The organism is Pseudooceanicola endophyticus (assembly GCF_018760365.1).
GTDB lineage: Bacteria > Pseudomonadota > Alphaproteobacteria > Rhodobacterales > Rhodobacteraceae > Pseudooceanicola > Pseudooceanicola endophyticus.
In genome coordinates this window covers 87,070-106,558 of sequence record NZ_JAHIAB010000013.1, presented here as the reverse complement: position 1 = coordinate 106,558, position 19,489 = coordinate 87,070, and the positions used below count along the sequence as shown (strand labels likewise).

19 protein-coding genes are annotated in these 19,489 nt (G+C 68.5%); 6 read left to right on the top strand and 13 right to left on the bottom strand.

Annotated features, from left to right (window positions below; all coding sequences use genetic code 11):
* Positions 1-454: 454 nt before the first annotated feature.
* From KM176_RS20015 to soxR, 5 genes are all read right to left on the bottom strand, one after another.
* Positions 455-1,768 (bottom strand): RsmB/NOP family class I SAM-dependent RNA methyltransferase, encoded by a 1,314-nt coding sequence (locus KM176_RS20015; RefSeq protein WP_160895542.1) that lies wholly within the window; start codon positions 1,766-1,768, stop codon positions 455-457.
* 220 nt (positions 1,769-1,988) lie between these two features.
* A complete protein-coding gene (locus KM176_RS20010) occupies positions 1,989-3,344 on the bottom strand; it encodes a cytochrome c (protein ID WP_160895543.1) in 1,356 nt (451 codons plus the stop codon).
* Positions 3,345-3,356: 12 nt separating this feature from the next.
* Complete coding sequence (locus KM176_RS20005; protein WP_160895544.1) at positions 3,357-5,126, bottom strand: GMC family oxidoreductase; 1,770 nt, start codon at positions 5,124-5,126, stop codon at positions 3,357-3,359.
* A gap of 2 nt (positions 5,127-5,128) precedes the next feature.
* Positions 5,129-5,830, bottom strand: a complete 702-nt coding sequence (locus KM176_RS20000; RefSeq protein WP_160895545.1) for a gluconate 2-dehydrogenase subunit 3 family protein — start codon at positions 5,828-5,830, stop codon at positions 5,129-5,131.
* Positions 5,831-6,268: 438 nt separating this feature from the next.
* The gene (soxR, locus tag KM176_RS19995) at positions 6,269-6,772 is read right to left on the bottom strand and encodes a redox-sensitive transcriptional activator SoxR (RefSeq protein WP_160895546.1); all 504 of its coding nucleotides are present in this window, start codon (positions 6,770-6,772) and stop codon (positions 6,269-6,271) included.
* Between the two features lie 84 nt (positions 6,773-6,856).
* Here soxR and KM176_RS19990 point away from each other — a divergent pair, with 84 nt between their 5' ends.
* The 3 genes from KM176_RS19990 (at position 6,857) to KM176_RS19980 (ending at position 9,100) form a co-directional block, all read left to right on the top strand.
* Positions 6,857-7,258, top strand: coding sequence for a VOC family protein (locus tag KM176_RS19990; protein WP_160895547.1), 402 nt, complete (start codon positions 6,857-6,859; stop codon positions 7,256-7,258).
* A 115-nt stretch (positions 7,259-7,373) separates the two neighbouring features.
* On the top strand, positions 7,374-8,492 hold the full coding sequence (locus tag KM176_RS19985; protein ID WP_160895548.1) for a Fic family protein: 1,119 nt from the start codon (positions 7,374-7,376) through the stop codon (positions 8,490-8,492).
* 83 nt (positions 8,493-8,575) lie between these two features.
* The gene (locus KM176_RS19980) at positions 8,576-9,100 is read left to right on the top strand and encodes a hypothetical protein (protein WP_160895549.1); all 525 of its coding nucleotides are present in this window, start codon (positions 8,576-8,578) and stop codon (positions 9,098-9,100) included.
* Positions 9,101-9,144: 44 nt separating this feature from the next.
* Here KM176_RS19980 and KM176_RS19975 read toward each other — a convergent pair whose 3' ends face one another.
* The 6 genes from KM176_RS19975 to KM176_RS19950 form a co-directional block, all read right to left on the bottom strand.
* Positions 9,145-9,423, bottom strand: a complete 279-nt coding sequence (locus tag KM176_RS19975) for an NfeD family protein (protein WP_160895550.1) — start codon at positions 9,421-9,423, stop codon at positions 9,145-9,147.
* Positions 9,423-10,289 carry an SPFH domain-containing protein gene (locus tag KM176_RS19970; protein ID WP_160895551.1) on the bottom strand — a complete coding sequence of 289 codons (867 nt, stop codon included), beginning with the start codon at positions 10,287-10,289 and terminating at the stop codon, positions 9,423-9,425. Before KM176_RS19970 ends, KM176_RS19975 begins: the two co-directional genes overlap by 1 nt.
* 260 nt (positions 10,290-10,549) lie before the next feature.
* Complete coding sequence (locus tag KM176_RS19965; RefSeq protein ID WP_160895552.1) at positions 10,550-11,698, bottom strand: NAD(P)/FAD-dependent oxidoreductase; 1,149 nt, start codon at positions 11,696-11,698, stop codon at positions 10,550-10,552.
* A gap of 2 nt (positions 11,699-11,700) precedes the next feature.
* Entirely contained in the window at positions 11,701-12,747 is a 1,047-nt protein-coding gene (locus KM176_RS19960; RefSeq protein WP_160895553.1) for a Gfo/Idh/MocA family protein, read from the bottom strand.
* A 3-nt stretch (positions 12,748-12,750) separates the two neighbouring features.
* Complete coding sequence (locus tag KM176_RS25310; protein WP_202397908.1) at positions 12,751-14,214, bottom strand: amino acid ABC transporter permease/ATP-binding protein; 1,464 nt, start codon at positions 14,212-14,214, stop codon at positions 12,751-12,753.
* A gap of 174 nt (positions 14,215-14,388) precedes the next feature.
* The gene (locus KM176_RS19950; RefSeq protein WP_160895555.1) at positions 14,389-15,210 is read right to left on the bottom strand and encodes an ABC transporter substrate-binding protein; all 822 of its coding nucleotides are present in this window, start codon (positions 15,208-15,210) and stop codon (positions 14,389-14,391) included.
* A gap of 172 nt (positions 15,211-15,382) precedes the next feature.
* On the opposite strand from KM176_RS19950, the gene KM176_RS19945 reads away from it, so the two are divergent.
* Positions 15,383-16,441, top strand: a complete 1,059-nt coding sequence (locus KM176_RS19945; RefSeq protein WP_160895556.1) for a LacI family DNA-binding transcriptional regulator — start codon at positions 15,383-15,385, stop codon at positions 16,439-16,441.
* Between the two features lie 17 nt (positions 16,442-16,458).
* Here the strand turns inward: KM176_RS19945 and KM176_RS19940 are convergent, their stop codons facing one another.
* Positions 16,459-16,872 carry an ester cyclase gene (locus KM176_RS19940; protein ID WP_160895557.1) on the bottom strand — a complete coding sequence of 138 codons (414 nt, stop codon included), beginning with the start codon at positions 16,870-16,872 and terminating at the stop codon, positions 16,459-16,461.
* 98 nt (positions 16,873-16,970) lie between these two features.
* On the opposite strand from KM176_RS19940, the gene KM176_RS19935 reads away from it, so the two are divergent.
* A complete protein-coding gene (locus KM176_RS19935) occupies positions 16,971-17,411 on the top strand; it encodes a MarR family winged helix-turn-helix transcriptional regulator (protein ID WP_160895558.1) in 441 nt (146 codons plus the stop codon).
* Between the two features lie 6 nt (positions 17,412-17,417).
* Here the strand turns inward: KM176_RS19935 and KM176_RS19930 are convergent, their stop codons facing one another.
* Complete coding sequence (locus KM176_RS19930) at positions 17,418-18,389, bottom strand: quinone oxidoreductase family protein (protein ID WP_160895559.1); 972 nt, start codon at positions 18,387-18,389, stop codon at positions 17,418-17,420.
* Between the two features lie 177 nt (positions 18,390-18,566).
* On the opposite strand from KM176_RS19930, the gene KM176_RS19925 reads away from it, so the two are divergent.
* Positions 18,567-19,487: a LysR family transcriptional regulator gene (locus tag KM176_RS19925; RefSeq protein WP_160895560.1), complete on the top strand. Its 921-nt coding sequence runs from the start codon at positions 18,567-18,569 to the stop codon at positions 19,485-19,487.
* The last annotated feature ends 2 nt before the right edge of the window (positions 19,488-19,489 follow it).

Genomic DNA, 19,489 nt, shown 5'->3' with positions numbered 1-19,489 from the left:
CCTCTTCCACGCGGGCAATGACGGCCACAGGCATGAACCCCGGCGGATCCATGACGACGAGGACCGTTGAAGACCGGCCCTGCCTGCCCGAGAGTCGGAAGGCCATCGCCCGCAATATCGATAAGGAGGGCCGCCGGGGCAGGCCCGTGCGGATCCCGCCGGACGCACCGGGCGGGCTGTCTGCGTTAGGTAGGGCGCTGGATGATCACATGCTGGCAATCACGATGACGGCTGATCTTCCGGCCCGGTCGTGCACCCGGCGCCTGGCCAATGGCCCGGGGGATGGCGCTGGCCGCACCGGCGGCCCGCCGCGATCCTGCCATAGTGACGCCCTTCGCCCGATTGCGGCCCGCCCGGGAGTTGGTGAGGACGGGGCAGCCTTCCGGCGGCCTGGCAGATGACCGGTGGCCCCCGGATATCTGACCGGGGGGCACCATGCCCCCGCCATCCGGTCTCAGGCCTGTGCCGGATCTGCCGCCTCCCGCAGCAGGATCGCCGCAAAGAAGCCGTCGGTGTCATGGCGCGCGGGCGTCAGCGACAGATGGACGGGATGCGCCGAGGCGATGCCCGGCGCGGCCTCGGACAGCGGCAGGATGCGGAAGTCGGGATGCGCGGCCAGGAAGGCGTCGACCTGCGCCTCGTTCTCCTCGGGCAGCAGAGAGCAGGTGGCGTAGACCAGGCGCCCGCCCGGTTTCACCAGCCGCGCGGCGCTGGACAGGATGCGGGCCTGCAGGGCGATCAGGCTGTCGAGGCCCTGTTCCTCGGGGGCGCGCCAGCGGGCATCGGGATTGCGCCGCCAGGTGCCGGTGCCGCTGCAGGGGGCATCGACCAGAACGCGGTCGAAGCTGCCCTTGTGGCGTTTCACCCAGCGGTCGGTCTCACTCGTCAGAAGCCGGGTTTCGGCATTGTGCACGCCGGCCTTGCGGAACCGTTCCGAGGCGCGTTTCAGCCGTCCCTCGTTGACGTCGCAGGCGATGATGCGGCCCTTGTTTTCCATCTGCGCGGCAATCGCCAGCGTCTTGCCGCCGGCACCGGCGCAGAAATCGACCACGCGATCGCCGGGACCGGCCTCGACCAGCATGGCGACCAGCTGGGAGCCCTCGTCCTGGATCTCGACCGCGCCGGATTTCAGCGGCTCAAGCCGGGCCAGCGACAGGCGCGTGCGCAGCCGGATCCCCTGCGGTGCCAGACCGGAGGGCTCGGGCTGCAGATCCTGCGCCTCCAGGGCGCGCAGCACCTCGGCGCGGTCGGCCTTGAGGGTGTTGACCCGCAGGTCCAGCGTCGGGGGCGTCAGAAGTGCGGCCATTTCGGCCTCGAAACTGTCGCCGAAGCGGCGGTGCAGCGGCTCCGCGGCCCAGTCGGGGCATTCCAGCCGCACCTCCTGCGACATCGCCGGATGGACCATGGTGCTGCCCCGCAGCTTGGTCAGCAGGGTGTCTTCCTGGGCCGTCAGCGGGGCGGGGGCGAATTTTGCGCCGCTGAACTGGCGGCGGATCTGCTCGGGCGGCTGGCCCTCGCCCAGGCTCAGCCAGGCCAGCAGCCGGTTGCGGGGCGTGTCGGGGCGACCGTGGCGCTCCAGCCACCAACCCAGCCGGGCCCGGTGCCGCAGGATCGCGTTCAGCCGCTCCAGCAGGGCGCCGCGATCGCGGTCATCCATCTTGCGCCGGGCGCGGAACCAGGCCGAGACAACGGCATCCGCGGGGCGCGCGACGCGATCGAGGTCCCCCATGAGATCGAGGGCAGCTTGCAGGCGGTTGGCAGAGGTCATGGTCAGATGGTCAGTTCGCTGGGCTTCGGGACGGGCTGGACAGGCCGCCGGGCGGACCTTCGGGTCCGGGTCCTGCGGCCCTGCGGCGCTTTCCGGCGTGCTTACTGGCAGGCCCGGCGTTTGGAAACCGGGATTTTCGCGGCGGGCAACTGTCCGGACGGCAAAAGGGCCGGTCGCGGGGACCGGCCCTTTCGGGTTTGCGGGGCGCGGCGCCCGGAATTCAGTGCGCGGGGGCGGCGCTCCGGACGGCGGCGACATCGGCTTCGCTCACGGCGGGGGCGGCATTGCCCCAGGCCTGGCGCAGGAAGCTGGCCAGCGCCGCGACCTCGCTGTCATCCAGCCGCTCGCCATAGCCCTGCATCACCAGGGCCTCGGGGCGTTCCCGGGTCGAGGGAACGCTGGCACCGTGCAGGATCACCGAGATCAGCGGGGTCTTCTGGTCCGAGGTCACCAGCGTGTTGCCGGCGAGTTCGGGGAAGATCCCCGGCGCACCCTTGCCGGTCACGAAGTGGCAGGCCGAGCAGTTGTCGAGGTAGAGACGCGCGCCCAGCGGCATCTCGGGGTTTGCCTCGGTCAGCATCTTCGCGGTCTCGGCGCCGGCATCGTCGGCCTTGGCCGGGGGCAGGACCTGCGGCAGGGCGACGGAGAGGCTTTGCGGCACATCGCTCACCTTGCCGTCCAGACCCTTCAGGAAGGCGGCCATGGCGATGTTGTCCTGGTCGCTCAGGTACTGGGTGGAGTCCTTGATCACCAGGCCCATCTCGCCGTTGGCGGCGGAATGCGCGTTGCGCCCCGTTGCCAGATAGGCGGCCAGTTCCGTCACGCTCCAGTCCTTCAGCGCGCTTTCGGGGCCGTGCAGCGCCGGGGCGGCCCAGTCGCCGACCACACCGCCGGTCAGGAAGCCCGCTTCGCCCGCATGGGTCCCGGCCTGGGCCATGAAGCTGTTGCGCGGGCTGTGGCAGGCCGCGCAGTGGCCGGGGCCTTCGACCAGATACTGGCCGCGGGCCTGCAGGTCGTCCCCGGCGGTGGGCTCAAAGCCGATGCCGCCGCGCAGGGCGACCCAGTTCCAGGCCCGGATGCCGAAACGCAGGTTGAACGGGAAGTCCAGCCGGGTCTCCTCGACGTCGCTGCGCACCGCCGGCACCTCGGTCATGAGGTAGTCGTAAAGCGCGCGGATGTCCTGTTCGCTCATGAAGCGGTAGTTTTCGTAGGGCATCGCCGGATAGAGGTGCTCTCCGTCCGGTGTCAGGCCGTCGACCAGGGCGGCGCGGAAATCATCCAGCGACCAGGTGCCGATGCCGGTGTCCTTGTCGGGGGTGATGTTGGTGGCCCAGATCGTGCCCATCGGGCTTTCGATGGCGCGCCCGCCGGCCAGCGGCTTGCCACCCTCGGCGGTGTGGCAGGCGGCGCAGTCGCCGGCGCGCATGACGTATTCGCCGCGGCCCGGTTCCGGGGTCCAGTCCGCCGCCAGCGTCTCGGTCGGGGCCGAGCGCTGGACGGGGACGAAGAGGAAGGCCAGCAGGGCGAGGACGCCCAGCACGACGAGGCCCGCGATGATCTTCAGGAAGGTTTTCATCGGTCAGGCTCCTCAGACCAGCGGGCGCGGGTTGGACAGGTACTGGGTGCGGATCGCGTCCACCGTGTGGTAGGCCAGACCGCCGACCAGGCCGGTGGGGTTGTATTGCGTGTTCTGCACGAAGTTGCCGGCGCCCATGACGAAGACGTTGTGCTGGCCCCAGGACTGGCAGTACTTGTTCACCACGCCCTCGCGGGCGTTTTCGGACATGATGTGTCCGCCGGTGTTGTGCGTGGTCTGGTAGGGCCGGACATCGTATTGCGCGCCGATGTCCTTGAAGCTCGACTTGGTGATGTCGGCCTGCATGGTGGCGGCAAGCGGCTCCATCTGGGTCTTCATGTACTGGATCATCCGCAGGTCGTTGTCCTGCCAGTTGAAGGTCATCCGCATCAGCGGGCGACCGTGGCGATCCCTGTAGGTCGGGTCCAGGTCGAGGTGGTTGTTGGCATAGGACATGTGAGAGCCATGCGCGCCGATCGACATGGCGTGGCCGTACCATTCACCGATGCCTTCCTTCCAGCCCGCGCCCCAGCTGGGGGTGCCCGGCGGCAGCGACATCGACCGGATCGGCTGGCCGTTGAACGTGCCCGAACGCCAGTAGGCGCCGCCGATGAAGCCCAGCTTGCCGAAGTCGTTCTGGTTGACCGAGAAGTCGTCGATGCACACGCCGTTGGCGCCGGTGCCGACGAAGGGGTTGAAGTTGGCATCCCTGTAGTAGAGCGACACGCCGCCGGTCATCTGGTAGGCGTAGTTCTTGCCCAGCACGCCCTCGCCGGTGGCGGGGTCGTAGGGGGCGGCCAGCCCGGACACCAGCATCAGGTGCACGTTGTTGAGCTGGTAGGAGGACAGGATCACCATGTCGGCGGGCTGGAAGACCTCTTCCTGCGCGGCCTCGTCCCAGTAGGTGACGCCGGTGGCGGTCTTGCCATCGGCGGCCAGTTCGACCTTCAGCACCTCGGAATGGGTGCGGTATTCGAAGTTGGGCATCCGCTTCAGCGCGTCCAGGATGGTCGTCTGCGGCGAGGATTTCGAATACTGGTAGCAGCCGTAGCGTTCGCAGAAACCGCAGTAGTTGCAGGGCCCCATCTGCATCCCGTAGGGGTTCACGTAGGACGTGGAGGCAATGCCGGCGGGCGCCTGGAACGGGTGGTAGCCGGCGGCCTTGCAGGCATCGTGGAACTTGGCGCTGTCATAGGTCCGCGCCATCGGCGGCATCGGGTATTCGGTCGAGCGCGGGGCCTCGAACGGGTTGCCGCCCTCGCGGATCTCGCCGTTGACGTTGCCGGCCTGGCCGGAAATGCCCGCCACCTTCTCGAAATGGGCGAAATAGGGCTCCATCTCCTCGTAGCTGACCGGGTAGTCGCCCAGGTTCATGCCCTCGGGGATGATGCCTTCGCCCCAGTTTTCCTTCACGTAAGAGCGCAGACGCATCTCTTCGGCCTGGGGCCGCCAGAACAGGCCGTTCCAGTGGGTGCCCGCGCCGCCGACGCCGTTGCCGGGCAGGAAGGAGCCGAGGTGGCGATAGGGCAGCGCCGTCTCGTCGCCATTGCGGCGCACGGTGACGGTCTGCTGTGCCGGCTTCTGCATGTTCTCAAGGCGGACGCCGTATTTCAGTTCGTCGATCTGGTTGGGATACTTGAACTCGGGCACCGTGTTCTGGTCGCGTCCACGTTCCAGCGCGACGATCTCCAGACCCTCGCGTGCCAGCTCGATCCCGGCGATGGACCCGGTCCAGCCGAGGCCGACAATGACGACGTCCTTCTTCTTTTCCTGACGTGCCATGTTCAAGCCCTTTCGCCCGTGATGGACACCGGGCCCAGCGGGTATTTCACGTTGTGGCGCTCGGGCCATTCGCGGAACGCGGCGCGCGCGCCGGGGAAGCCGATGTAGACCCAGGACTGCATGTCGTGGTTGCCGCCGTAGATCGGGTCGGCAAAGTAGCCTTCCTTGGTGTTGGCCAGCAGAATGCCGAAGAATTCGCGCAGCTCGGGCGCGAGGGGCGCCTCGCCCTTCTGCAGGGCGCTCAGCGCGGCGTCCTGGTCCTGGGGGGAAAGGGCGGCAAAGCCCTTGCCATAGGTGTCGGCGCACCAGGCATCGAAAGCGGGAATGGCCTGGCGGTAGACTTCGGCTGGGGTCAGCGGGGTCTGCCAGCCGCGGGCCGGTTCGGCGCCGGGATCATGGGGGCCTTCCATGTACCAGTCGGAGGCGGCGCCGTAGCGCCCGGCCAGCTGAAGGTCGAGGAAGACCGGAACGCGCGCCTCGAGGGCGCCGGGGCCATTGCCTTCGGAGGGGATCAGCCGCGCGGTGGCGGCCATCACGAAGGCCCATTCCTCGGCGGTGAAATAGCTGCGCTCGTACTGGTCGAGGGGCACCGGCGGGGTCTTGTCCGCCGCCTTTGCCGACATCGCGACGCCTGAAAGCGCAAAGCCGGCTGCCGTGGCTTTCAGGAAGCCCCGGCGGCTCGGATATCCGGGTAGATCTGTCATTGGTTTGTCCTGCCGTTAGGTGGAGCCGACACAGCCCACGGATGAGTGAGTCAAATTGTCCACCCTAGCGCTATAGGCTTGACAGGAGGTCGGCAACCGACCGGAGCGGTGGATCCGACATCATCTTTTGCAACCCCGGATCTGTTTCCGGTGCCGGCCGACGCGTGACCCCATAAAAATAAAGTGAATTTTCAAGTTTCCGGTAGGTTTTCTTTATTTGCATTAATTTCCTTACTTTTCAGTGCGGGAATTTTGAATTCACAGAATCCATCCCTTCTGGTCCCCCCCCCGGGCCATGGGATCGCTCCCAATTGTGATCGCTGCTTTGCAGCATCGCGATCTGGGAAGGGGTGATTCGGAAAGTCAGAGGTTCGTAGGGCTTTGCTGTCGCTGCGGCACCCGCGCAGGTTGGGTGTTTGGGTGCCGCCCCGCGCGGGGCTATTCGGTCGAACGGTCGCCCCGGGCCGGGATGGGATCGCCCATCAGGTAGCGGGGGCCGGGGCCCTTTCGACCGGCCCGGTCGCCGGCATTGTAAAGTGCGCAGCTGTCCAGCGACAGGCAGCCGCAGCCGATGCAGTTGCCCAGGTTGTCGCGCAGCCGGGTCAGGGTGGCGATGCGCGCGTCCAGCGCGGCGCGGTAGTGTTCCGACATCTGCCGCCAGTCGGCGGCGGTCGGGGCCCGGCCCTTCGGCAGTGCCGCCAGCTGGTCGCGGATCTCGGCCAGGGAGGCGCCGAGGGATTGGGCGATCATGATGAAGGACAGCCTGCGGATGTCGGTGCGGTCGTAGCGGCGCTGACCGGCGTCGTCGCGCCAGGGCCGCACCAGCCCCTCGGATTCGTAGTAGCGGATCGCGGAAGGCGCCAGGCCGGTGCGCTCGGCCACGGCGCCAATGGGCCATCCGAATGCGCGCGTACCTTTTGCTACTGGTTTGGATTTGCACATTTTTATTCCCTTGCCTTCAAGTTAGGTTGAATCCGGAGAATGCCCGCCACAAGATCCAATATCCAGCCCCAAGGAGCAGGCGCGATGATCCGTCTGGAACATGCCAACATCACGGTCAGCAATCCCCAGGCCACGGCGGCCTGGCTGTGCGACGTCTTTGGCTGGCAGATCCGCTGGCAGGGTGCCAGCCGAGAGGCCGGCAAGACGATCCATGTCGGCACGCAGGAGAGCTATGTCGCGCTGTTCAACTTCGGCGGCGCCAACATGCCGCGCCCGGCGCGCTACCGGACCCAGGGGATGCTGAACCACCTCGCCGTCTTCACCGAGGAGGATATCGGCGCGGTGGAGGCGCGGGTTATCGCCGCCGGGTTCGAACCGATCAACCACCATGACTACGCCCCCGGGCGCCGTTTCTACTTTCTCGATGACGACGGGATCGAATGGGAGGTCGCCTCGCATCAGGGGCTGGCGATGGCGGCGGAATAGCGCTTTGCCGGGGCGGATGCGGGGATTGCGGCACCAATCAGCGCATATTCTGCGGTGATTGGGCTTGAGGCTGCGGCGAAACCCTGTCACATTCACCGCAAAAGAGGCGGTGAATGTGACCTATATCCATGAACGGCCGGATTGGCCCGCGTTCCGCTGGTCCGCCGAAGCGCTGGCGGACCAGCTGGCCGCGTTGCGACACCGGCAGGGGCGGCTGCTGGGCCGCATGGAGGGGCTGGGCTTCGACCTGCGCGCCGAGGCGCTGCTGCGCACCCTGACGGAAGACGTGGTGAAATCCAGCGAGATCGAGGGAGAGCAGCTCGACAGCCGGGCGGTGCGCTCTTCCATCGCGCGGCGGCTGGGGATCGACATCGGGGCGCTGGCCCCCACCGACCGCCATGTCGAGGGCGTGGTCGAGATGATGCTGGATGCCGCCCACAACTACGCCATGCCGCTGACGGAGGAGCGGCTGTTCGGCTGGCATGGCGCGCTGTTCCCGACCGGGCGCAGCGGCATGACGCGGATCACCGTCGGCGGCTGGCGGCCCCGCAGCGCCGGGCCGATGCAGGTGGTCTCGGGCTCCTACGGGCGCGAACGGGTGCATTTCGAGGCCCCCGATGCCGCCCGCCTGCCGGCAGAGATCGCCCGCTTTCTGGCCTGGGTCGAGGCGCCCGACGGCACCGATCCGGTGCTGAGGGCGGCCATCGCGCATCTGTGGTTCGTCACCATTCACCCGTTCGAGGATGGCAATGGCCGCATTGCCCGGGCGATCGCCGACCTGATGCTGGCAAGGTCCGAGGGCAGCCCGCAGCGCTTCTACAGCATGTCCGCGCAGATCCGGCAGGAGCGCGGCGCCTATTACGCCATGCTGGAACGCACCCAGAAGGGGGACCCCGAGATCACCGAATGGCTGAGCTGGTTCCTGGGCTGCCTGGACCGGGCCATTTCCGGGGCCGATGCCATGCTGGCCGAGGTGCTGACCAAGGCCCGGGTCTGGGAGCAGCTCAGGTCGCTGTGGCTCAATGAGCGTCAGCGCGACGTGATCAACCGGTTGCTTGACGGGTTCGAGGGCAAGCTGACCTCGGGCAAATGGGCGAAGATGACCAAGGTCTCGACCGACACGGCGCTGCGCGACATCACCGAGCTGGTCGCGCTCGGGGTGCTGCGCAAAGACCCCGCCGGCGGGCGCAGCACCAGCTACAGCCTGCAGACGGATCTGCCCGGACAGGGCTGACACCACCGCAAAGCTTGCATCGGGGCGCCGTTTCGCGGGATATGCCGCCCTGTTGCCAGACCACGGGATAGCCGACAGCCATCATGCCCCAGACCGACCACCTCAGGACCGATTGTTCGAAATGCGCGGCGCTGTGCTGCCTTGCGCTGGCCTTCGACAGGGGCCGGGATTTCGCCTTCGACAAGAACCCCGGAGAGCCCTGCCGGAACCTCTCGGGGCACAGCTGCACGATCCACGACCGGCTGGACGGGGAGGGGATGCGGGGCTGCGTCGCCTATGACTGTCTTGGTGCCGGCAACCGCGTCGTTCAGGAGGTCTTTGCCGGACGCTCCTGGCAGAGCGAGCCGCAGCTGACGCGGCCGATGATGGAGGCCTTTTCGGGAATGCGGGAGGTGCACAGGCGCATCGACCTGCTGCGCGCCGCCGAAACCCTGCCGCTGGAGCCGGGCGACGAGCGGATCCGGTGCGAGTTCCTCGAACGGCTGGAACGGCATCGCTGGAGCGGGGCCGAGCTGAATGATTTCGAGGTCGGCCTGGCGCTGGAAATCGACCTCTTCTTCCACGGGCTGCACCGCTACGGGCCGCTTGATCCGGCCTTCGGGGTCTGACCGCAAACCGGCATCGGGTCACGGGGTCGGCGCCGCCGGGCGCATCAGTTGTCGTTGATGTCGCGGTCCCAGAGCTTGACCTGGCCCTTGCGCACGCCCACCCAGCCGCGCAGCGCCAGCCAGGCCAGGATCGACAGCCCGGCGAAGACCACCAGGTGCCAGCCCAGGCTGTCGCCCATCCAGGTGACCGGCGGCAGGCCCGACCACAGCAGCAGCCCGGTCAGCACCGCGCCGATGGCGAAGCCCAGAAAGATGAAGGCCGGGGCCAGCAGTTCCAGGATGCCCAGCACGCAGCCAGCCACCAGCCAGGCCCACCAGGGCATCACAATTTGCCCCGCAGCATCCGGAAGGCATCGCCGAAGGCGTCCAGTGCCTGGGCCGGCACGATCACCGTCTGCTTGCCGTCGCCCTTGCCCACAGCGGTCAGCGCCTCGACCTGTTTCAGCGCGACCTGGTACTGCGCCGCCTCGATCCCGTTCTCGGCGATGGCTTTGGCGACGACGCCGGTGGCATAGGCCTCGGCATCGGCGGTGATCCGGCGCGCCTTGGCGGCCTGCTCGGCGGCGTAAAGCTCCGCGTCGGCCTGAAGTTCCACCGCGCGGCGGCGCCCCTCGGCCTCGGTCACGGCGGCGCGGCGGGCGCGTTCGGCATTCAGCTGCTGGAGCATGGCGGCCCGGGTCGCCTCATCAAGGTTGACGTCCAGGATCTCGGTCCGGGTGACCTCGATTCCCCAGTCGTCGACCATGGCGCGCACCGCCTCGCGGATTTGCTCGATCAGGGCGTTGCGGTTAGACTGCACCTGGTCCAGCTCGATCTTGCCGATCTCGGAGCGCACGATGCCGGCGACGGTCGTTGCAATGGCGGCATCCACGTCGCGGATCCGGTAGACCGTCTTTTCGGGCTCTGTGATGCGGTAGAAGACGCTGGTTTCCACCTGCACCAGCACGTTGTCCGAGGTGATGGCGTCCTGCTCGGCGGTGGGCAGCTGGCGCTCCAGGATGGAAATCTTGTGCGCCACCCGGTCGACGAAGGGCACCACGAAGTTGATGCCCGGCCCCAGCACGGCGCGCAGGCGCCCGAAGCGTTCGACCACGTGTTTCTCGGATTGCGGCACGATGCGCACCGCAAGGTAGGCCGCCAGCAGCACCAGTGCCGCCAGGGCAAACGGCAAGATATCGGTCTGGACCATCGTTCCTCCTCCTGCACCCGGGGGCGCGCCCGGACGGGCGGCGATCAGGCGGGGCCGGCGGAGGGGCGACGCAAGGCGCCGTCCGTCGTCCGGCGGCACCGGATCCGGGAATAGTGCAGCGTATTCTTGCACTCCTGTCCCGTTCCGTCGAGGGCGATATGGGTGACCCTTTGGCGCGCCCGGGCGGCATCGGCGGCGGGGACGTACCGGGTGCGCCCGCAGGATGGTCTGCGGGCGCAGCGGGCCGGGGTACGCCGGGCTCAGGCGCGGGCGGGTTCGGGCAGGCGGAAACGCTCCGGGCGGAAGCTGTCCAGCATCGGGTGGCGCAGGCCCAGGGCGATCTCCTCGGCCAGGATCTCTCCGGCGATCAGGCCCAGGGTGGCGCCGCTGTGCGAGAAGGCGACGAAGCAGCCCGGCAGGGCCTCAAGCTCTCCGAAGACCGGCTCGCCGCCGCCGGGAATGGGCTTGGGGCCCATATGGACGGCCTTCACGCTGAGCGCGGGAGACGGGTCCAGCACGGCCTGAGCGGCGTCGATCAGCCCCTGCACGGTCGAGGGCCGCGCCTCCCAGGTGCCGTCCTCGTGAAGGACCACCTCTTCCTCGGACCAGCCGGAATCAAGGTAGAAGGCGCCCTCGGGCGTCGGGCGGACGGCGACGCGGGGGGTGTTCAGCACGGCCTTCAGCGGATGGTCCAGCGGCGCGGTCTCGACCAGCAGGGCGATCGGGCTTTCGTCGGGGATCGTGATCCCGAGCGGGGCCAGCATCCCCGGGACGCCGGGGCCGGTCGCCAGCAGCACCGCATCGGCGGCAAAGCTGCGGCCATCGGCAGCCAGCGCACCGACGGCGCGCCCGTCCTTGACCTTCGGGGAGGTGGCGCCGGCATCGGTGACGACAGTACCGCCCAGGGCCACGAATTCCTCGGCCAGCAGGGTGATAAGGGAGGGCAGGTCGACCCAGCCCTCGTTCGGGTTCAGGATGGCGCCGGGGGCGGTGACGGCGGCGCCGTTGACGCCGGGCACCCGCTTTGCCGCCTCGGCCCCCGAAAGCAGATCGGCCTGATAGCCCAGGTCCCGCTCGTAGCGGCAGATCGCGGGGATGTCGTTCGCGGCATCATCGGCATCCCAGGTCAGCCCGCCGCCGAAGCTGAGCCAGTCGGCGCCGGGATGCTGATCGGCAAGTGTCCGGTAACGTTCCACCCCGGCCTGGCGCAGCCGGTGATAGGGCAGGGAGCGCCGCCGCGCGGTGTTCAGCCAGGCCAGCGACCGCCCCGAAGCGCCATTGGCCAGCGGCCCGTCGTTGATCAGCGTGACAGAGACCCCCATCCGGGCCAGCTGGAGCGCGGTGGAGGTCCCGAAGATGCCGCCGCCGATCACGACGACGCAGGACAGGGTAAGGGTGGGGCGGGGCATGTTCAGGCTCCTTGAAGGTCTTGGTCTGAGGGGAGGTTGCGGGGCGCGCCGTCCCGGAGGCTGTCGGCCAGCGCCTCAAGGGCGCGGGCATTGGCGCGCAGCTCGGCCAGGGCGGGGGCGGGATCGCTGTTGCGGCGCAGGGCGGTCACGAAGGCATCGAGCTGGGCACGGTACTGGTCGGTCGCGGGCAGGGTCAGGACCTCGCGCCCGGTGCCGGCCAGGTCCTGCCCGGGATCGATGACCAGCCGCGCGGCATGATCTGGCGGGCAGTTGAACGGGGCATCCAGCACGATCCGACCGGTGCTGCCCAGCAGCACCAGAGACTGGGCAAGGCTTGACTGGGTGGCGACGGTAAAGCTGGCATGACGCCCGCCGGCAAAGCCCATCAGCCCGCTGGTCAGCCGGTCGGTGCCGAAGACCGGATCCAGATCGGCCAGGGCGCAGACCCGTTCAGGTTCGGCGCCGAAGAAGTAGCGGGCGCTGTCGATGGCGTAGCAGCCGATGTCGTAAAGGCCGCCGCCACCGATATCGGCGCGGTTGCGGACGTTTTCGGGATCGGCATTGGCATAGCTGAACAGGCACTGGATGGCGTTCAGGGTGCCGATGCGACCCTCCTGCACCAGCGCTAGGGCGGTTTGCCACTGCGGATGGTGGCGGGTCATGAAGGCCTCGGTCACGCGGCGGCCCGTGCGTTCGGCGGTTTCGGCGACCCGGGCGGCCTCGGCCCCGGTCAGCGCCAGCGGCTTTTCGCACAGCACGTCCTTGCCGGCTTCCAGCGCGCGGATCGTCCAGTCCACGTGCAGGTGGTTCGGCAGCGGGATGTAGACCGCCTCGATCCGGGGATCGTCGAGGATCTCCTGGTAGCTGCCCCGGGCCTCGGGGATGGCGAAGTCCCGCGCGGTGGCGCGCGCCCGGTCGATATCGCGCGAGGCGATGGCAAGGGGCTGGCAGAGGGCACTGGCGCGCATCGCGGGCAGCACGGCCTTGCGGCCAATGCCGGCGCAGCCAAGGATGCCCCAGCGAAGCGGTGTGATCTCGGGTTCGGTCATCTTTCAGAGCACCTCTGCGAAGAAGGATTTCAGCCGCTCGGTCCGGGGCGCGTCGAACAGCTGGTCGGGGGGACCGGACTCGACGATCCGGCCCTCGTCCATGAAGACGATCTGGTCGGCGACCTGGCGGGCAAAGCCCATCTCGTGGGTGACGACGACCATGGTCATGCCGCGCCGGCCCAGGTCGGCCATCAGGTTCAGCACGCCCTTCACCAGTTCCGGGTCCAGCGCGCTCGTCACCTCGTCGAACAGCACCACCTCGGGTTCCATCGCCAGCGCCCGGGCGATCGCCACCCGCTGCTGCTGCCCGCCGGAAAGGTTGGCGGGACGGTGATCCCCGCGCCCCTCAAGGCCCACGTCGGCCAGCCGGGCCTCGGCGATGCGGCGGGCCTCGGCGCGGGGCAGGCCCTTGATCCGCGTCAGCGAGAGCATGATGTTCTCGCGCGCGGTGTGATCGGGAAACAGGTTGAAGTGCTGGAACACCATGCCGACCTTGGCGCGCAGCGTCTCGGGCTTCATGGCGCGGATGTCGGCGCCGTCCAGCGTCACCTCGCCCGCGTTCATCTCGACCAGGCGGTTCAGGCTGCGCAGCAGCGTCGACTTGCCCGAACCGGAAGGCCCGATGATGCAGGTGACAGAGCCCTTGGGAACATCCAGGTCGATGCCGCGCAGCACTTCAAGCGAACCGTAGGACAGCCGCAGGCCGCGGATCGACAGGCTGCCGCCGTCGAAGCGGTGCGCCTCCTGGGTGGGGGCGGTCTTCAGCTCGGCGACTTCCTCCAGGCCGCTGGCGGGTTGCAGGCTGGACAGGCGCCGTCCCGTGCGCAGGCGGGTGTCAATGTAGTTCACCAGATGGGTCAGCGGCACGGTGATCACCAGGTAGAAGACCCCCGCCAGCAGCAAGGGCGACAGGTTGCCAGTGACCACGGCGGCATCCTGGCCGACGCGGAAGATCTCGCGCTCGGAGGCCAGGAGGCCCAGGAAGTAGATCAGGGAGCTGTCCTTGACGTTGCCGATGAACTGGTTGACCAGCGCCGGCAGCACCCGGCGGATGCCCTGCGGCACGACGATCAGGCGCATCCCCTGGCCATAGCTCATCGACAGGGCGCGGCAGGCCTCCATCTGGCCGGTGGGCACGGCCTGGATGCCGGAGCGGAAGATTTCCCCGATATAGGCGCCGGCGATCAGGCTGAGGGCCAGGATGCCCAGGGGGTAGGGCGAGGGGCCGAAGAGGTGGCGCCCGATGACGGCGAAACCCTGGCCGATCAGCAGGATGGTGACGATGGCGGGCAGGCCGCGGAAGATGTCGGTGTAGATGCGGGCGGGCCAGCGCATCCAGGCGGAGCGCGAAATGCCCATGACCGCCAGCACGATGCCGATCAGCGTGCCCAGCACGGTCGAGGCAGCGGCCAGGATCAGCGTGTTCTTCAGGCCGGTGGTGATCATGACCGGCAGGATTTCGGCCATGGCGTCCCAGTCTAGGAACGTCCGTTGGAGATTTTCCAACCACATGAGAGAGGACTCCGGGGCCGCCGGCGCGGGGCGGTCCGTTGGGGGCAAGTGTCAGGCGGCCGGAAGGATCCGGCCGCAGCGGTGTCGGGGGCTGCGGGGGGACGGGCAGACGTCCCGGCAGAGGCGCCCTCAGCCCTGGGACGGCAGGTACTGCTTGGGCATCGGCGAGCCGGGGAACCATTTCTGGTACAGATCGCGCCAGGTGCCGTCCTGCATCGCCGCGTGCAGGCCCTTGTTCAGCGCGTCGCGCAGGGCGTCGTTGCCGGGCTTGACGGCAAAGCCCGCGGGGGCGTCGAAGGAGGGGATGTTGACCTTGATCTTCAGGTCATAGCGTTCGGCATAGCTCTTGGCGGCCTCGTAATCGAGGAACTGCGCATCCACGGTGCCGTTGTTCAGCGCCGCGACGGCGGTGTTGTTGTCGGGGAACTGCACGATGTCGGTGCCGGTGAAATGCTTGCGGGCGTACATCTCCTGCAGCGTCCCCTGCACCACGCCCAGGCGCTTGCCCTTCAGCGAGGCAACGTCGTCGGTCACGGCATCCTCGCCCGAGAGGACCGAGAGGTAGCCCGCCAGGTAGCCGTCGGAGAAGTCGACCACCTTCTTGCGGGCATCGGTGATGCCGATGGCGGCGGCGGCGATGTCGAAGCGGCCATTGGCGACCGAGGGCAGCAGGGCCGCGAATTCCTGGCCGGTGAACAGGATCTGGTCCTTCTTGAAGCCCATGCCGGCCAGAACGTGGCGCAGCAGCTCGACGTCGAAGCCGGTGAATTCGCCGGTCGCGGTGGTGAAGGCATAGGGTTTGGCATCCCCCAGAGAGCCCACCATCACGGTGCCGGGTTCGATCAGGTTGTAGGGATTGGCCTCGTCCGCCTGGGCGGCGCCGGTCAGGGCGGCCAGGGTCGCAAGGGCCATGGCGGGGCGAAGCATGCGCTTGAGCATGGTCAGGGTCATCCGGGGATCTCCACTGTCGGTCCGGTTGTTGGGAATTTTCTATTTTTATCCACTGATACCGGTCGCAAACTATGTGATACCGGTCTCAATAGGCGTATGCTGCATGTTTGTTTTGCGTCCCGTCAAGAGGCGGGATAGAAAAATCCGATCAGGCCGAAGGAATGCCGCCGCAATGACTGCACGAAACAAGAAACTGACGGTGGCGGATGTGGCCCGGGCCGCGAAGGTGTCGAAGGCCACGGCGGCAAGGGTTCTGGGCGGTTACGGCGTGACCAGCGAACGGACCCGCGAAGCCGTGCTGCAGGCCGCGCAGGACCTGGGCTACCGGCCCAACGAACTTGCCCGTTCAGTCAGCACCGGGCGCAGCGGGCTGATCGGGGTGGTGGTCGGCGATATCGAGAACGCCTTTTTCGCCCGTGCTGTGCGGGGAATCAGCGATACGGCACGGGCGGCGGGGCTGAACGTGATCATCAGCAACTCGGGCGAGGACCTGGCCCAGGAGCGCGCGCTGGTCTCGGTCCTGCTGCGTCAGCAGGTGCAGGGTCTGATCGTCGCGCCCACCGATGACGGCGATGTCGCGCATCTGGCCGAGGCCATGGCCAGCGGCACGCCGGTCGTCACCATCGACCGCTGGGTCGAGGGCCTGGGTGCCGACGGGATCTGCGGTGATGACCGGGCGGCGACGGCGGCGCTGGTGGCGCAGATGCAGGCCCTGGGTCATCGCCGGATCGCCTATGTCACGGCAATCCGGACCCCGCAGCCACGCCTGCAAAGCCTGGCGCAGGTGCGCATTGCCGCGGTGCGGGAACGGATCGCGGGCTTCCTGTCGGCCGCGCCCGCAGGACAGGACTGGCATGAGCGGGTGCACACCAACGCCACCGGCGCGGCGGCGATCGACGCCATCGTCGCGCGGCTGCTCTCCGAGACGCCCGGCGTCACCGCCATCCTGGCCTCCGACAGCCTGGTCGGCGCCGAGGTGTTCCGCGCCCTCAGCGCGCGCGGCATCGCGTTGCCGGCACAGATGTCGCTGGTGGCCTGGTTCGATGCCGACTGGAGTCGGGTGACGGTGCCCGCCGTCACGGTGGTGGACCAGCCGACGCACCGTTTCGGCGCCCTGGCGGCGGAACGGATCATCGCGCGGATCGGAGGAGAGACCGGCCCGGCCCGGCACCAGCGCATCGAGACGCCGCTGATCCGGCGCGGCTCTCTGGGGCCCGCGCCGGGCGACTGAGCGCTGCGTCCGGTGCCTCAGGCCGCCCCGGCGCGCAGCTGTGCCAGCACGGCAGGCAAGCTGTTGAGGCCCCAGTGCTCGGCATAGCGACCGTCCCGCACCCGCACGATGTCGATCACGTCGATCCGGATCGGGCCGTTGGTGGCCGCCACACCCATCAGCGGTCCGCTCAGCGTGCCGGCGATGGTCTTGCGGGTCGTGACCTTGTCGCCTTCGACCAGCTGATCCTCGATCGTGACCGTCAGCCCCGAGATCGCCGGACGCAGCACATGTTCGAACGTGTGCCACATGCCTTCGGGGCCCTGGGGTGCGCCGGGCGGGGCGGAATGGTTGACGAAATCCTCGGCCATCAGCGTGCGGAAGGCCGCGGGGTTGCCTTGCTCGATCACCTCCCTGTTGAAGCGTCGCACGACGGACCTGGGGTCTTGCATCTGATCATCCTTTCGAATCTATACAGGGGCACTGTATAAATGACATCGCCTCATCGGGAAACGGTGTTTGCCGGGGGGCCAGACGGAGGGAGGCAGGGATGCCCGATCAGGAGGATTTCGCGCTGGCGGAACGGATACGGGCCGCGACGGGGGCCTTTGTCCGGCAGGTCCGGCAGGGGGCCGGCACGCCCTCGGATGCGCGGCTGGTGACCCTCGCGCATCTGGAGAACCAACCGGCCAGCGCGGCAGAGTTGGCCCGGCTGCGGGGCGTCACGCACCAGACCATGCGGGTCCTGCTGGCTCAGCTGACGCAGGAGGCGCTGGCAGAGAGTCGGCCCGATCCGGCGGATGCGCGCGCGACGCTGTTCTCGCTCACGGCGCGGGGGCGCGACACGCTGGCCCGGTCGCGGGCGGCCCGGGCGGGCTGGATCGCCGAACGCTGGATCAGCGGGCTGAGCGCGCAGGAAAAGACCGCGCTGCAGGTGACGCTGGCAGCGTTGGAGCGGCTCTGCGGCCCGCCGGAGGCGCCCCCGCGCTGATCCCGTTCAGAGCGTCAGGACAACGGCACCCATGGCCTGGCGCGACAGCAGCCGCTCGTAGGCACGGGCATGGTCGGCCAATGGCCAGGTGCTGTCGATGGAAGGTTTCAGGCGTCCGTCAGAGATCCCGGCCGCGAGGGTCGCGAAGGTGGCGGCGATGGCGGCGTCGCTTTCCAGCCACAGGTCGTAGCCCAGCAGACGTTTCTCGTGGACGACGAGGTCGGGCAGATCGATGGCGGCGCTGGTGCCGCCGGCAAAGCCGATGGACACGGCGGTGCCCCGGGCGCGCAACGCCGTCAGCATCGCGCCCAGCACCGGCCCGCCGACGGTATCGAAGGCCAGGTCGGCCCCGAGGCCGCCGGTGGCGCGTGCCACCTGCGCGGGCAGCGCTCCGGCGGACAGGTCGATCACCGTCTGCGCGCCGGATTGCCGTGCCCTGGCCACCTTGGCGGTCGAGGACACCAGGGCGATCGGTTCCGCGCCCAGCATCAGCGCGATCTGGGTCAGTGCATGGCCCAGGGCGCCGCTCGCGCCCGAGATCAGCACTTTCTGGCCGGGGCTGACCTGTCCGACGCGGGTCATCGCCTGATGGGCCGTGGCATAGTTGACCGGCAGCGCGGCCGCGACGGTCAGATCGTACTCCGGGGGCAGGGCGATCAGCCGCTTGTCCTCGACCAGGGCCCATTGCTGCTGCAGGCCGTCCCCGGTGATGCCCAGCTGGCCGCCGCCGAAGATTGCCACGGGGGTCCCGGGCGCAAAGCGCGCGCCGCTTTCGACGCGGCCCGCGGCCTCGTTCCCCAGCACCAGCGGGGCGGTGGCCCCCGTCACCTTGCCGGTGCGCACCTGATGGGACAGCGGGTTGGCGGTGGCCGCGTGGATGCGCACCAGCGAATGCCCGGGGCGCGGTGCGGGGCGTTCGCGCGATTGCAGGCGCATGTCCGGAGGGGTGCCGAACCGGGTGGCGACAAGCGTGTTCATGATCCTGGATCCTGTCTGTAGGTGATGGCGGCCTGGCGACCATTGTGCCGAAATCCGTATAAAGACCGGCCCGGTCCGCGCGCCATCTGTATCGGGATCTTACTTAACGGTTGAATATCGGCGGGGAAGGCGCTCTGGATGGGATCACTATCCATAATGGTGCATAATGGGGGCCACATGGACCGGTTGCTGGCGATGCGGGTCTTCACGCGGGTGGTCGAGACGGGCTCTTTCGCGCGGGCGGCGGATCAGCTTGGCCTGCCCCGCTCCAGCGCCAGCAAGCTGGTGCGGGACCTGGAGGAACATCTGGGCGTGCTCCTGTTGCACCGGACCACGCGGCGGGTCTCGGTCACGCAGGAGGGGCAGGCCTATTTCCCCACCGCCCAGCGGGTGCTGCACGAGCTTGAACAGGCCGAGACCGCGCTGCGGGGCCGCGATCTGAAGCCGCGGGGCCCGTTGCGGATCGAGGTGGCTTCCTCCTTCGCCAACCTGATGCTGATCCCGGCGCTGCCCGATTTCGCGGCGCGCTATCCCGACATCACCCTGTCGGTCGGCATTTCCGACCGCAGCGTGAACATCGTCGGAGAGGGGGTGGACTGTGCCATCCGGGCGGGCGAGGCGGATGTCACGAGCTTCATCGCGCGCCGGCTCTTCGCTTACCAGACGGTCACCTTTGCCGCGCGCAGCTACCTGGAGCGCCGGGGCGTGCCGCAGACCCCCGAGGCGCTGGAGGGGCACGACATCGTCGGCTATTTCTCGGCCGCCAGCGGCAAGCCCTGGCCGCTGCACTTCGCGCGGCGGGGGCGGCAGGTGACGGTCGAGCGTTTCACCATGGCGGCCAATGACGGTACCGGCCATGTCAACATGATCCGGGCCGGGCTGGGGATCGGGCAGAACCTGCGCGAGATCATCGCCCCCCAGCTGGCCAGCGGTGAACTTGTGACGATCCTCGACGACTGGACCCTGCCCGAGATCCCCTATGCGCTGATCTACCCCTCGCGCCGGCTGGTGCATGACCGGTTGCGGGTCTTCATCGACTGGACGGTGGCGCGGTTCCGGGCGCCGCACGGGCCCGCAGCCGCGCCACCGGCGCCCTGAGG